11 protein-coding genes and 4 pseudogenes are annotated in these 13,608 nt (G+C 65.4%); 9 read left to right on the forward strand and 6 right to left on the reverse strand.

What is annotated here, in order from left to right; all coding sequences use genetic code 11:
* Positions 1 to 54 precede the first annotated feature (54 nt).
* Positions 55 to 1,500 (reverse strand): cytochrome-c peroxidase, encoded by a 1,446-nt coding sequence (locus tag OKW40_RS37315; protein ID WP_429493860.1) that lies wholly within the window; start codon positions 1,498 to 1,500, stop codon positions 55 to 57.
* Between the two features lie 163 nt (positions 1,501 to 1,663).
* Positions 1,664 to 3,389, reverse strand: a pseudogene (locus tag OKW40_RS37320) (phospholipase C).
* Positions 3,390 to 3,678: 289 nt separating this feature from the next.
* Between OKW40_RS37320 and OKW40_RS37325 the strand changes: the two are divergent.
* The 6 genes and pseudogenes from OKW40_RS37325 (at position 3,679) to OKW40_RS37350 (ending at position 8,534) form a co-directional block, all read left to right on the forward strand.
* Positions 3,679 to 3,996 (forward strand): YXWGXW repeat-containing protein, encoded by a 318-nt coding sequence (locus OKW40_RS37325; RefSeq protein ID WP_184060263.1) that lies wholly within the window; start codon positions 3,679 to 3,681, stop codon positions 3,994 to 3,996.
* 256 nt (positions 3,997 to 4,252) lie between these two features.
* Positions 4,253 to 4,843 (forward strand): annotated as a pseudogene (locus OKW40_RS37330) (RNA polymerase sigma factor); the annotation flags it as partial.
* The gene (locus OKW40_RS37335) at positions 4,840 to 5,256 is read left to right on the forward strand and encodes a hypothetical protein (RefSeq protein ID WP_429403162.1); all 417 of its coding nucleotides are present in this window, start codon (positions 4,840 to 4,842) and stop codon (positions 5,254 to 5,256) included. The pseudogene OKW40_RS37330 and the gene OKW40_RS37335, both read left to right, overlap by 4 nt.
* Positions 5,253 to 5,765: a periplasmic heavy metal sensor gene (locus tag OKW40_RS37340; RefSeq protein WP_090805856.1), complete on the forward strand. Its 513-nt coding sequence runs from the start codon at positions 5,253 to 5,255 to the stop codon at positions 5,763 to 5,765. Before OKW40_RS37335 ends, OKW40_RS37340 begins: the two co-directional genes overlap by 4 nt.
* A gap of 81 nt (positions 5,766 to 5,846) precedes the next feature.
* Positions 5,847 to 7,379, forward strand: coding sequence for a DUF1800 domain-containing protein (locus tag OKW40_RS37345; RefSeq protein WP_429493861.1), 1,533 nt, complete (start codon positions 5,847 to 5,849; stop codon positions 7,377 to 7,379).
* A gap of 5 nt (positions 7,380 to 7,384) precedes the next feature.
* A pseudogene (locus OKW40_RS37350) lies at positions 7,385 to 8,534 on the forward strand (DUF1501 domain-containing protein).
* A gap of 221 nt (positions 8,535 to 8,755) precedes the next feature.
* Here the strand turns inward: OKW40_RS37350 and OKW40_RS37355 are convergent.
* Both OKW40_RS37355 and OKW40_RS37360 read right to left on the reverse strand, forming a co-directional pair.
* Positions 8,756 to 9,319 (reverse strand): flavin reductase, encoded by a 564-nt coding sequence (locus tag OKW40_RS37355; RefSeq protein ID WP_429493862.1) that lies wholly within the window; start codon positions 9,317 to 9,319, stop codon positions 8,756 to 8,758.
* A 47-nt stretch (positions 9,320 to 9,366) separates the two neighbouring features.
* The gene (locus OKW40_RS37360; RefSeq protein ID WP_429493863.1) at positions 9,367 to 10,761 is read right to left on the reverse strand and encodes an LLM class flavin-dependent oxidoreductase; all 1,395 of its coding nucleotides are present in this window, start codon (positions 10,759 to 10,761) and stop codon (positions 9,367 to 9,369) included.
* Positions 10,762 to 11,055: 294 nt separating this feature from the next.
* Between OKW40_RS37360 and OKW40_RS37365 the strand changes: the two genes are divergently transcribed.
* From OKW40_RS37365 to OKW40_RS37375, 3 genes and pseudogenes are all read left to right on the forward strand, one after another.
* Positions 11,056 to 11,346, forward strand: coding sequence for a nucleotidyltransferase family protein (locus OKW40_RS37365; protein WP_429353774.1), 291 nt, complete (start codon positions 11,056 to 11,058; stop codon positions 11,344 to 11,346).
* Between the two features lie 242 nt (positions 11,347 to 11,588).
* A pseudogene (locus OKW40_RS37370) lies at positions 11,589 to 11,705 on the forward strand (recombinase family protein); the annotation flags it as partial.
* A gap of 13 nt (positions 11,706 to 11,718) precedes the next feature.
* Entirely contained in the window at positions 11,719 to 12,288 is a 570-nt protein-coding gene (locus OKW40_RS37375; RefSeq protein WP_429403156.1) for a helix-turn-helix domain-containing protein, read from the forward strand.
* Between the two features lie 18 nt (positions 12,289 to 12,306).
* On the opposite strand, the gene OKW40_RS37380 is transcribed toward OKW40_RS37375, so the two are convergent.
* Both OKW40_RS37380 and OKW40_RS37385 read right to left on the reverse strand, forming a co-directional pair.
* Positions 12,307 to 12,684: a BON domain-containing protein gene (locus tag OKW40_RS37380; RefSeq protein WP_429493864.1), complete on the reverse strand. Its 378-nt coding sequence runs from the start codon at positions 12,682 to 12,684 to the stop codon at positions 12,307 to 12,309.
* 244 nt (positions 12,685 to 12,928) lie between these two features.
* A complete protein-coding gene (locus OKW40_RS37385) occupies positions 12,929 to 13,435 on the reverse strand; it encodes a hypothetical protein (protein ID WP_429493865.1) in 507 nt (168 codons plus the stop codon).
* Positions 13,436 to 13,608 lie beyond the last annotated feature (173 nt).

A 13,608-nucleotide genomic window follows, 5' to 3' on the forward strand; every position in this document is an offset into this window, starting at 1 on the left:
CCGGGCCGCGTGCCGCAGCCTGGAAGCTGCAGCGGCGGCGTCCAGCGCGGCTGCTCAGTCCTTGTACCCGTCGCTCAGCGTCTTCATGAACGCGATGATGTCCTGGATGTCTTGATCGGTCATCGCGGGCTGGTCGCCGAACTTGCGGTCGAACGGCGCATCGGCCACATCCACGTTCGCATGGTATTGCGGCGGCAGATCGTCGTACTTCTGCACCTTGCCCGACGCATCGCGCGGATAGATTCTGTCCGGCGACGTATTGCGCAGGTTGTAGAAGTCCAGCACCTGCTTGAGGTCGTGATACACGCCATTGTGGAAGAACGTCTTGCGTTCGGCGGCATTGCGCAGCGTCGGCGTCAGGAACATGCCGCAATACTGCGTCTCCCTGGCCATGTCGGTCCGGAAGGGCCCACAAACGCCCATGTCGTAGAACTTCGGATTCCTGTTCGGCGCAAGTTCGCGATTGCGCGGCACGCCGAGCGCTTCATACTGCGTGTCGGTAAAGAGAGGTGGAAGGCCGTCCGACGTCGGCTGGCTCAGGTGGCAACCCGCGCAATTGGCCTTGTCCTTGTCGTTGAACAGACGCAAGCCACGTAGTTCGGCTTGCGTGAGGCGTGCACGTCCTTCGAGCCAGGCGTCGTATTTGCTCGAGAATGGATGGAACGCCGGGTCTTCGAATTCATACCGACCGATCGCGAACATGGCTTCCGACACGAGCAGATCGGGATCGTTGACGACGTGCGGACCGAAAAGTTGTCTGAGTGTATCGATGTGCTTCGAGTGCCTTAGCTTGTCGGCAACCGAAGCCAGATTGGGGTTCGCCATCTCGACCGGGTTGGTCAGCGGCCCAAGCGCCTGGTCCTGCAGCGTGCTTGCCCGGCCGTCCCAGAAGAGTCCCCCTTGCGGCACCATAGCCGGCGCGGCAGGCGCAACGCCCGCGGTTTTCTGGGCGCGCTGCACGCCTAGCGCGGCCGAGGCCTGCGTATCGAGGCTGACCGGTGCGGCGTCGGTATCGCCCTGATCGGGACCGATGCTGAACGGCGCCTGGCGATACAGGTACGCGAGCGATGGCACAGGCCGATAGCCCGCTTCCGTCATGTGAAGGCCGCCCGGTTGTACCGTCAGGTCGTTGGGAGGCGAGAAAGCGTGCGCGGCGCTATGGCACGACGCGCACGACTGTTTGCCCGACGCCGAAAGCGACGGATCATTGAACAGGTCCCTGCCGAGTACCGCGACCGCGCTAAGGGGCGCGACGGGGGGACGCAGGAGCTTGACCGGATGGGCGTTGAGGCCCGTCAGATTCTCGACCGTATCGCCGATCGCCGCGGGCATACGCTCGGGATAGATCAGCGCGTAGCCAACCAGAGCGGCGCCCAGCAGCACGATGCCCAGAATTATCCGGAGGATCAGGCGACGCCACATGCTGCTCGCAGCGCGAGGGGACGGGGCGCTTGCGGTGGGTAGTTGCGAAGACAAGGTGGCGTTCGAACGACGATTCATGGCGATAGCGGTAGGCAAGCTGAACTGCAAACAAGCACGTCGAGCCACCGTACCGGCTGGCTCGACGTCATCACTGATTGACGGGCATCAACAGCTCCGTTCCCTGAACGTCACACCGCGTACTTCCCTGTGCGGCAGAACGGACGGATAAACGGGTGGCTCCTTAGTTCGTTGCAGGAGGAGCCGACAGCTTGGTGCCAAGGTTCGTGTCGAGGTACAACGCCGGCGTTTTGCCACCGTTGGTGAAGTCGAACAGCGACGCGATGCTCCCCGTCGCCGCATCGTGCGATCCGTTGCCGATGCGGGTGCCGCCGAGCCAGTTGTCTTCGATGAACCTGACAACCGAAGCCTGAGTGATCGCCGTGTGGTCGACGTAGTTGCTACGTGCGTACGGCGAGATCACCAGAAGCGGAATACGCGTTCCCGGGCCGCAACGGCCGTTGACAGCCGCGCCTGTCACGCCGACGCCTTGCTTCGCGCCCGTTGCGTTGCAGGTGCCGGCGCCGTTCAGCTGGTCGGCGGTGGCGTCAAACGACGAAGTCGTCGGCGTCGCATAAGCGTGGTCGTACCAGCCATCCGAATCGTCGTACGTGATGATGACGGCGGTGTTCTTCCAGTCCGGCTGTTGTTGCAGGAAGTTGACGACCTTCGTGACGAACGCCTGCTCGTCGATCGGATCCGAGTTGCCCGGGTGCGCATCGCCGACGGCCGGTGCCTTCAGGTAGCTGACCGACGGGAAGTTGCCCGCCGAGACGGCCGTGAAGAAGTCGTTGACGTCGTATTGATGGTGCACCGGCGTCGCCGTCGAATCGAGCGGGTCGGTCTGTCCAATCAGCGCGGTCGACGTCGGGCGCGTGTGCGCCAGGTTGGCCGTCGTAGCGTAGTACTGGAACCAGTTGTGGTGAGGTACGTAGTCCGTCTTCGTTGCGCCGAGGACCGACGAGTAGGTACTGCGCTTGCACGCCGTGGTGCCGTTCGAGTTGGTGGCGCTCAGGTCGAAGCCGCCCATGAAGCCGCCCCACGTAATGCCTTTCGCGTTGAGGAGGTCACCAATGTTTTTGTTATTCGAGCTCAGCGTGGCCTGGCCGCTCGACGTCGAGGTGTTGCACACGTCCCCGGTCGGGTCGGAATCGCCGTTCATCGTGAAGCTGCCCGCGCCGTCGGCAATCACGTTGTCGCCTTGAGCGGCACCGTTCGCAGGAATAGCGCCGTTGGTCTGGCCGGAAACCACCTCGAGCGCGCCCGGTGTCGACGGACCGTACGTGTCGGTGTACATGTTGTCGCTCATCGCGAAGTTCTGCGCGTAATTCCACAGCGCGGTGACCGTGTTGCCGTCGAAATAGCCCATCACGAGACCCGGCGTGCCGAACGTCGAACCGCTGCCGGCGCTGTTGTTACCCGTGTACTTTGGGGAACAGGTCCGCCGCGCCATTGTCGTAAGCGAGCTGTTCCTTCATGTAGTCGTGCGACTGGCCGTTGGTATTGGCCTGGCTGCGGTCGAGGCGGAACGGATTGATACCGCTGCCTGCGGAGGCCGCGTTGTTCGCCGTGTTCAGGAAGTTCGGGTTGCTCGTCAGAAGCGAATTCTGATTCAGATTGTTGATCTGGGCCGGCGTGTTCGCCGCCGTGAACGCCGGTTCACCGACCGGGTTCTGCGCGTTCGGATAGGTGCCGAAGTAGTGATCGAAAGAACGATTCTCACCGAAGATCACGACGAGGTGCTTGATCGGCGTTGCCGTGGCCAACGCGTCCTGGGCGGATACGGTAGCAGCCGGTGTGGAGGCCGGCGCGGATGCAGTCGAAGGAGAGCTGACGCTGCTGTTTCCGCATGCGCTCAGCACGAACAGTGCGGCGGCAAACGGAATGGGCAAAAGGGCTTTACGAAACATTTTTTGGTGGCTCCACATTCGCGGTCCAGCCCTTCCATCGATAGGTATGAACGGTGCTGGAAATTGTTGTTAGAAGCGTAACGGCCGACGCCATTGATTGCAGCCCGGGCATTGGACCATCAAAAAATGAAAGTTTTCGGGCAATACGCCGACTATTGCCTTTCGTGAGCCCGACTGTATTCGTGCTTTTTTGCCAATAGCGCGACGGATTTCTTCCGCTGCCGCGTTCAAGTAGAAACGGGGCCGTCCTGGGCGCCGACTTGTTCCAGCCTTGAAGGGAGAAATCGACATGAATACCAACCGCATCGCTCGTCTGCTCGGTTCCACGCTGAGCGCCGCGCTGTGCTGCGCGGCCACGCTGACGGCCGCGCCCGCCTCCGCACAAGTGATGATCGCGCCGATGGCACCGCCGCCGCCGCGCGTCGAAGTCGTGCCCGCGCCACGGGACGGCTATGTGTGGGATCAGGGCCGCTGGCGCTGGGAGCACGGCCGCTATGCGTGGGTGCCGGGCCACTGGCAGCCGGTGCGCGTCGGCTATCACTGGGTGCCCGGGCATTGGGCGCAACGTGGGCCGCACTGGCGCTGGATCGAAGGACATTGGGCTTGAACGAGGCTTGCGATGAAAACCCTCGTGATGATTCTGCTGGCGGCCTCGCTCGCCGGCTGTGTGGTCTATCCGGCACGCCCGGCCTATTACCGGCCGGCGGTCGTCGTATATTGACCGCGTACGTGATACCTGGCCGGATAGCGGCGTAGCGGCACGACAACATAACGACACGACAGCTGAAGGAGCGGCGGCAAGTGAACGACGTTGATCCCGTGATGCGGTCCTCACGCGAAAGCGCGCGCGTGATGTCGCGACCGAGCCGCACGCCTTGAGCGACGCACCACCCGATCCGGACGCCGATCCGGACGCCGAGCTGATCGCGCGGGTGGGCCGCGCGGAGCCCGGCGCGGTCCGCTCGCTGGTCGCGCGCAAGCTGCCGCGGCTACTTGCGCTCGCCACGCGCATGCTCGGCGATCGCATGGAAGCGGAGGACATCGCGCAGGAGGTCTTCGTGCGAATCTGGAAACAGGCGGCGCGCTGGCGCGAAGGCGAAGCGAAGTTCGACACGTGGATGCATCGGGTCGCGCTCAATCTCTGCTATGACCGTCTGCGCGGCCAGCGCGAAGACCCGAGCGACGAACTGCCCGATTCGGCCGATCCCGCCGCGCCGCCCGACGCGCGGCTCGAAGCACGTGCCGACCACGCGCGCGTGCGCGCGGCGCTCGCCGCGCTGCCTGCGCGACAGCGCGAGGCACTCGTGCTGACCTACTACCAGGAGATGTCGAACCTCGACGCTGCCGCCTTGATGGGCGTCAGCGTCGATGCGCTGGAGAGTCTGCTGAGCCGCGCGCGGCGCAATTTGCGCGCTCAACTGGCCGGCAGCGGCCTTAGCAAGGACAAGTCATGACGCCCGAAAGATTCCATCAGATCGTTGCAGCGTACGGCGCCGACGCGCGCCGCTGGCCGGAGCGCGAACGCGAAGCCGCGCAGGCGTGGGCGCGCGCGCATCGCGACGAAGCCGATGCGGCGTTGAGCGACGCGGCCAGCCTCGACGCGTGGCTCGCCGCCGACGAGCTCGAGCCGCCGAACCTCGAACTGCAGCGTCGCATCATCGACCGTGCGCCGTCGCGACGCTCAGCCGCGCGCTGGCGTTTGTGGTGGTCGGGCGCGGCGGTGGCAGGTGTCGGGCTGCTCGGCGGCGTGGCGGGGGCGTTCGCGGTGTCGTTCTTCGTGCTGACCGGGAACGCGCCGGTCGTGCATGAATCCTCGTATCTGACTTCGAGCTTCGGCGGCAGCTCCGCCGATTGGAGCGGCGAATGAACGGGCGCTCGTGGAAATTTGCGCTGCTGGGCTCGGTGGTGCTCAACGTGTTCCTGCTCGGCGCGATCGCCGGCGGCGCGTATCAATGGTTCGCCGCGCACGGTGCGAATCCGCCGGCGGCGGCGCAGGACCGGCGCGCGCTGCGGTTCGCCGCCGAGCCGCTGTCGGCGCAGCAGCGGCAGGCGTTTATCGACGGCCTGAAGAGCGCGCGGCGCGACGGCCGCCAGTATGCGCGCGACGCTCGCGAAGGGCGTCGTGAGGTGCTGCGTCTGCTGGCCGCGCCGAAGTTCGATCGCGCCGCACTCGATGCCGCGCTCGCGCGCACGCGCGCGGCCGACGTCAGCCTGCGCGCGATGGTCGAAGCGAGCGTCGCCGATTTCGCGGCGACGCTGACGCCCGAGGAGCGCGTCGAATTCGCCGAGAGTTTGAAGTTGCGCGGGCAATGGCGCGAAGCGCAGCCGGCGCCGAACGCGAAAAAACCGGCGGCGAATGCCGCATCGAGCGAATAAAAAATGCGCGCGATGGCGACGGATTTCAGCGTGTCGGCCGTTTAACGGACATGCAGGTGTCCTACCTGCGACGAGGATCGTATGGCCAACTCACCGAACCTGAATGCCGCGGCGATCGCACTGAACCGCTTCGGCCTCGGCGCGCGCGCCGACGACACGCCGCCCGCCGATCCGAAGGGCTGGCTGCTCGCGCAGTTCGAGCAGTATCAGCCGCGGCCCGACGCGTGGGCGAACCAACCCGATTCGATCGCATTGTCGACGCAGCTCGTGCAGCAGCGCATGCAGATGGAGCAGCAGTCGAAACAGAAGGCGGGCGAGGAGACCAACCCGAGCCAGAATGCGAACCACGGCGCAGACAACAGCGCAAACAACAGCGCCAGCAACACCGCAGCACCCAGCCAGACCGACGCGCAAGCCGCCAGGCAAGCCGAAAGAAAAGCACTGCGCGTCGAGATACTCGACATATACCGCTCGTCGGTCAATGCGCGCGTCGCAAGCGCGCTGACCACGCAGACGCCGTTCGTCGAACGCCTCGTGCATTTCTGGGCGAATCACTTCGCGGTGTCGACCGAAAAGCCCGGCGTCGCGGCGCTTGCCGGGTCGTTCGAAGCGGAGGCGATTCGCCCGCACGTGCTCGGCCGTTTCGAGGACATGCTGGTGGCCGTCGAGCGTCATCCGGCCATGCAGCTGTTCCTCGACCAGACCCGCTCGGTCGGTCCCGACAGCATGGCCGCGCTGCGCGCCGCGCAGCGCAATCCGGACAACAAACGCGGACTCAACGAGAACCTCGCGCGCGAGATCATGGAGCTGCATACGCTCGGCGTGCGCAGCGGCTATAGCCAGGACGACGTGACCGAGTTCGCGCGTGCGCTGACCGGCTGGAGTCTCGTCGGCAATCCGGGGAACGGCGGCGCCAATGCGAACCGGCGCGCGCTGGAACAGAACGGCGAACCCGGCAGCTTCGTGTTTCGTCCCGCGCTGCACGAGCCCGGCTCGCGCACGATCATGGGACGCCGCTACGACGAAGCCGGCGAACAGCAGGCGCTCGCGATCCTGCACGACCTCGCGCACGCACCGGCCACCGCGCAGCATATCGGCACGAAGCTCGCGCGCCATTTCGTCGCCGACAATCCGCCACCTGGCGTCGGCGAACGTCTGGCCGATGCGTTCGCGCGCAGCGACGGCGATCTGCCGACCGTCTATCGCGCGTTGATCGATACGCCGCAAGCGTGGTCGCCGGCCGCGGTGAAGTTCAAGACGCCGTGGGAGTGGACCATCTCGTCGATGCGCGGACTCGGCTGGCACGAGCCCGGCAAGCTGCAGAGCGCGCCGATCCTCACGCAGCTTGGCCAGCCGGTGTGGCGGCCCGGTTCACCCGCCGGCTACGACGATATCGCCGCGAGCTGGGCCGCGCCCGATGCGCTCGTGCGCCGCGTCGAAGTCGCGCAACGTTTCGCCGCGCGCGTGGGTGACCGGCTCGATGCGCGCTCGCTCGGCAAGACCTTGCTGGCTGGCTCGCTCAGCGAGCCGACGGCCACGGCGGTGGCGCGCGCGGAAAGCGCATCGACGGCGATCGCGCTGCTGCTCGTATCGCCCGATTTTCAACGGAGATGAACGCCATGCTGTCACGCCGTCAGTTTCTGAGCGTCGCCGCCGCCGGTGCCGGCGCAATGCTCGTGTCGCCGCGGATTGCGTTCGCGCATGTCGCGACCGACCGCCGCTTCGTGTTCGTGATCCAGCGTGGCGCGGCCGACGGGCTGAACATCGTCGTGCCGTACGCGGACCCCGCGTATGCGACGCTGCGCGGGCCGCTCGCGATCGATGCGTCGAACGCGCCGCATCTGGACGGCACGTTCGCGCTGCATCCGGCGCTCGCGCAGATGGCGAAGCTGTACGCGCAGCGCGAGGCGTTGTTCGTGCACGCGGTCGCCTCGCCGTATCGCGACCGCTCGCATTTCGACGGACAGAACGTGCTGGAAACCGGCGGCACGTCCCCGTATCAGACGAAGGACGGCTGGCTCAACCGGCTCGCCGCGCAACTGCCCGCCACCCGCGAAAACGCGATCGCGTTCGCGCCGACCGTGCCGATGGCGCTGCGCGGGCCCGCGGCGGTGACGTCATATGCACCGTCGGCCTTGCCGCAAGGCGCCCGATGATCTGCTCGCGCGCGTGTCGCAACTGTACGAGCAAGACGCGCAGCTGCGTGCGCTGTGGGAATCGGCGATGGCGGCGCGCGGCCTTGCGGGCGACGCTGGCGCGCGCCAGGACCCGGCGAGCCTCGGCAAGCTCGCGGCCAGTTTTCTGGCGCGCGACGACGGTCCGCGCATCGCGATGATCGAGACCGGCGGGTGGGACACGCACAGCGCGCAGAACGCGCGGCTCGCGAACCAACTGAAGGCACTCGACACGATGCTCGCGGCGTTGCGCGACGGCATGGGTTCATCGTGGAGCAAGACCACGGTGCTGGTCGCGACGGAGTTCGGCAGGACCGCCGCCGCGAACGGCACGGGCGGCACCGATCACGGCACCGGCTCGGTCGCGATGGTGGTGGGCGGGTCGGTGCAGGGCGGACGCGTGATTGCCGATTGGCCGGGCCTCGCGCCGCATCAGCTGTATCAGTCGCGCGACCTGAAGCCGACCGCCTCGCTCGATGCGTTGATCGCCGGCACCGCGAGTGAAAGCCTCGGGCTCGATCCCGAACGGACGGCGGCAGCGCTGTTTGGTCGGACCATGGCGGGCAGACCGATGACGGGCATGGTGCGGGCGTGACGCGTCGATCGCACAACGGCGTGCAATGACGATGGCACGCAGGCGTGATGGGCGAGCGAGGATTCCGTCGGCGAGCGACCTGCCATCGCGGCGGACGGGGGTTCGCGTCGCATCGGCATGGCGAATCGCGTGAGCCGACGCTGACTGCTTTGCTCGACGCGTTGATCGTCGGTGCAGCGAGCGAAAGTATTGCGCTCGATCCGGAGCGCACCGCGGCCGCGCTATTCGGCCGGACGATCGCGGGCAGGCCGTTGGCGAGGGTGGGGCAGGGCAGGTGAAGCGGCGGGCGTCGCGTGAACCGAGCGCTCGCCGACGCGATGATAGCGGCGGCCGTAGTAGATCAGCGCATCGCCCGCGCCCTGCGTGCGCGCGGCTTTCACCGCGCAGAAGAACACCGTGTGCGTACCGACTTCGGTCACCGACTCGATCTCGCAGTCGAGCGACGCGAGCGCGTCCTGCAACACCGGCGCGCCGGTTGCGAGGTCGTCCCATTGCGCGGCGGCGAAGCGCTCTTCGATCGCGAGCGCGCTCGTGGCGAAGTGCGCGGCAAGCGCCTGCTGCTCGGCGCTCAGTACGTTCACGCAGAGCTTGCCGTTGCTGCGAAACGCCGCGTTGTTGCGGCTGCTGCGGTTGATGCAAACGAGCAGGGTGGGCGGCTCGTCGGTGACGCCGCAGACCGCGGACGCGGTGCAGCCCGCAAGGCCGGCTTTGCCGTCGCTGGTAATGATGTTGACGGCCGCGCCAAGCCCGGCCATCGCGTCGCGGAACGTGCTCTTGTCAAGCATGGGGACCTCTGCTGGAAGTCGGGTTCGCCAAAACAACGGTGGTCGAGTTAGCCGCGAGCCTCGTCGTCCGGCGCCGCCGCGCAAGCCGGCGAACGGAAGCGCGCCGCCGTGTGGCTGTCAGGCAGCCGCGCGTGGCCGAACAGCTTTTCGCGCAGCGTGCCGTCACGATACGCGCGCTTGTACGCACCACGCTCCTGCAGCAGCGGCACGACCAGTTCGATGAAATCGTCGAAGCACTCGGGCACGACGGTGCGCGACAGATTGAAGCCATCGACGCCGGTTTGCTCGGTCCACGCGATCAGCTCGTCGGCGATCTTGTCGGCCGAACCGACGAGCGGCTGCTGGCGGCTGCCGAGCACCATCTGTTCGAGCAGCTTGCGCTTCGTCCATTGCGGACCGACCGCGCGCGTCATCGCTTCGACGTTCGACACGATCGCCTGGCTCTTGCCCGTTTCGATCGGCTCGTCGAGGTCGTAGCGCGCGAAGTCGATGCCAAGCGACGCGGCCGCATGCACCAGCGCCGCCTCCGAGCTCACATAGCGGCGGTACTCCTCGAATTTCTCCCGCGCTTCCTGATCGGTGCGGCCCGTGATCACGGTCTGGCCGAGCAGTACCTTGATGTCGTCGGCGCGGCGGCCGCCGGCGACCGCGTGCGCGCGGATGTCGTCGACGATCGTCTTGACCGCCGGCTTCGCCTGACCGTTGACGAACACGCACTCCGCGTGTGCCGCCGCGAACTGTTTGCCGCGCGCGGACGAACCGGCCTGATACAGCACCGGCGTGCGCTGCGGCGACGGCTCCGCGAGATGCATCGCATCGACGCGGTACTGCTTGCCGTGGTGATGGATCACGTGGACTTTCGACGCGTCCGCATAGACGCCGCGCGCCTTGTCGCGCAGCACCGCGCCGTCTTCCCAGCTGCATTCCCACAGCTTGTACACGAGCTCCATGTACTCGTCGGCGAGATCGTAGCGGTCGTCGTGCGCCATCTGGCCGCTGAGGCCGATCGCGCGCGATGCGCTGTCCAGATAGCCGGTCACGATGTTCCAGCCGACCCGGCCGCGCGTCAGATGATCGAGCGTCGACATGCGGCGCGCGAACAGAAACGGCTGCTCGACCGACAGATTCGACGTGACGCCGAACGACAGATGCCGCGTGAGCGCGGCCATCGCCGGAATCAGCAGCGTCGGATCGTTGACCGGCACCTGCACGGCGCCGCCGATTGCCGCGTCCGGGCTGCCGCCGTAGACGTCGTACACGCCGACCACGTCCGCGAAAAAGATGCCGTCGAACAGGCCCGCTTCGAGCTTGCGCGCGTAGTCGGTCCAATACTGCAGATCCGTGTAGCGCGTGGACTGATCGCGCGGATGGGTCCACAGCCCTTGCTGGATGTGGCCTACGCAGTTCATGTCGAACGCGTTGAGAACGATTTCCTTCGGCATGGTGTGTTCCTGCTGACGAGCGGGTTCGGGCGATGGCGTTGCGTTTAATATAGTGGACGAAAAATCACTATGCAAGACATGGTTGGCTGGCTGTGCCGGTTGCGGTGGTCGTAGCGGCCTGAACTGGTCTGCGCTGATCCTGGCGCTGCTGCGTCAAAGGTAATCAGCCTGGCGTCGGCCGTGCCGGGGCAGCAAGCCCGCCAACGCAACCGGCATGGCACGGGAGGTGAAGGCATTGCGAGTCTCGACTCAATCGCTTATCGTCTCGATGAGTTTCGATAAGAAAGGATGCCCATGCGACCGTCCGTTGTTCTCGACATGAAGCGCAGCGTAGTGCGCGAAGCGACGAGTCGCTTCCGCGCAGCGAACCCGCGCGTGTTCGGCTCGGTGCTGCACGGCACCGACCGGGACGGCAGCGACCTCGATCTGCTGGTCGATGCGCTGCCAGGGGCGACGCTGTTCGACCTGGGGGGGTTGCAGGATGAACTGGAAGCGCTACTCGGCGTCCACGTCGATCTGCTGACCCCGGCCGACCTGTCGCAGAAGTTCCGGGCCAAGGTGCTTGCGCAGGCGCAGCCGGTATGAACGAGAACCGCTTGCCGGACTACCTCGACCACATGCAGCAAGCCGCAACCGATGCTTGCAATGCAAACGGCGCTACCAGAGCTACTGAAACAACTGCCTGCCGCGTGCCAGGATGCCGAAGATGAAGACCGCAAGGACGACGGAATAAAGCAATGACCGAGCGGATGGAGTTAACGGAACTGAAGGCAACTATCTCGACCGCCGGCGGCAACGAACTCGTCAATGGGCACTGTCACGCCACGATGATCGGCTACCCCCGTGTCTCGACGCAGGATCAGAACCTTGCGTTGCAACAAGAGGCCTTGACCAAGGCCGGTTGTCGAAAGGTCTTTGAGGATAAGGTGCCCCCCACTTGCGCAACGACAACCCGCCATGTCCGAAACTTCCGCCATCGATCTGACCCAGGCGATCTCCGCGCGCGTGAAGACCGAGCGCGAGGCGCGCAACTGGTCGCTCGCCGAGCTGGCCGAGCGCTCGGGTGTATCGAAGGCGATGATCAGCAAGATCGAGCGTGGCGAGGCGAGTCCGACCGCGATGGTGCTCGGGCGGCTGTCGGGCGCGTTCGGGCTGACGCTGTCCACGTTGCTCGCACTCGCCGAGCAGACCGGCGAGCGGCTCGTGCGTCATGCGGACCAGTCGCTGTGGGAGGACCCCGAAACCGGCTATACGCGGCGGCGTATTTCGCCGCCGACCGGCGGCGTGCTGGAACTGCTCGAAATCGAATTGCCGACTGGGGTGAGGGTGCCTTATCCGTCGGATGCGTTCGTGTTTCAGCATCAGCAGATCTGGGTCACGCAAGGGGTGCTGACGTTTCGCGAGGGCGCGCTCACGCACCGGCTCGAAGCGGGGGATTGTTTACAACTCGGTGCGCCGGTCGAATGCGAATTCTTCAATGCGGGCACCGAGGTATGCAGATATGTGGTGGGGTTGGTGCGGCGCTGAGTTTCGTCCAGCTTGTGCTCAGCTCCCGCCACTCCCGCGGGATGGCAGGTTCAGGGTGAGTCGGTTGGTCACCGAGGTCACGCCCGGCACGCCTTTCGCAACATCGCCGGCCTGCTGGATCATGTCGCCCTGAGGCACCGAGCCGGTCAACGTCACCGCGCCGCCGCGCGCCCGCACGAACACATTCGATACATTGAAGCCGGGCGCTTTACCGAGCGCGCGCCGCACGTCGCGGCCGAGCTTGCGATCCGCCGCACGCGTCGACGGGGCGGTCGTGGCCGGCGCGGCTGCCGTGGCGGCGGGCGCCTGCGCGTCGCTCGCCTGGGCATAGGCGCTGGATGCGGTTGCCACGCACAATGCAATACCGAGCACCTTCAAAAGATTGACTGTTTTCACGGTTTCACCTCCTCGATAAGATGATGTCGCTTCGCTGCATGTTAGAAACGCCGCGCTTTGTCGAGCAGGTCTGGACTCTGGGAAGCGTCTGTCTTGTAGAGGAGTGGTGGTGTTGGCGCTTCCGGCGCGGTTAAAAGATACTCCTGACGGCGCGGACATGCCAAAAAACCGAATCGCGGAAGGAAGTGCGTGCGCCTTGATTCCAGCACGGTGAGACACAGGCACCGGCATACGACGCAGCCGACTATAAGCGCGGGCGTGCGGCGGCTAGTTTGTCCCAGAGCGATGGAGGTAACGAAATACTCGAATCTCCTTCACCGCCATCTCCGCGGGAAAATTCGACGGCCGGACCGAGATAACGGGGCGGCGAATACGGATTCAGCGAGTATCGCAGACCCGTTGACCAGAAAAGATCGGGGACAGGCGTGCTGAACGTGCGCTGTGCAAGCAGCTTCCCAGTTTTTGCATCGAATAGCCTGCCGACATATTCAGGGCTTCCACTGCGGCCCGGAATCCATCGCAACAGGCAAAGCTCTGCCGTGTACAGGCCGTGGGCAGGTGCCGATTGGCGACACTCGCTTCCTTGCGGAGTATGGTCGAACAGACCGAGATAAAGCACGGCAATGAGACCCGCTAACAATGCGACACGCGTAGAGATGCGTTTCATAGATAGAGCACGATCGGCGGAAAGATGTGAACGAAGCGACGGTCCGAGTAGAGGATGAAATCGATCCGCGCCACTATTGTTCATGAGTCAATCTCGGCAAAACCCGGAGAATTCTGAAAGCGAGGCCGCCGGGAGCCGTCCACGCTCCCGACCCGCATCCCGCTATTTGGCAGTAAGCTCCCGTAGACGGGTTCGCGTGGAGGCTGCGCGACCCGGCGTGTGGTTCACGATTCGCAGCCGCAATTCGTACGTTATTG

Source organism: Paraburkholderia sp. RAU6.4a (assembly GCF_050435625.1).
GTDB lineage: Bacteria > Pseudomonadota > Gammaproteobacteria > Burkholderiales > Burkholderiaceae > Paraburkholderia > Paraburkholderia tuberum.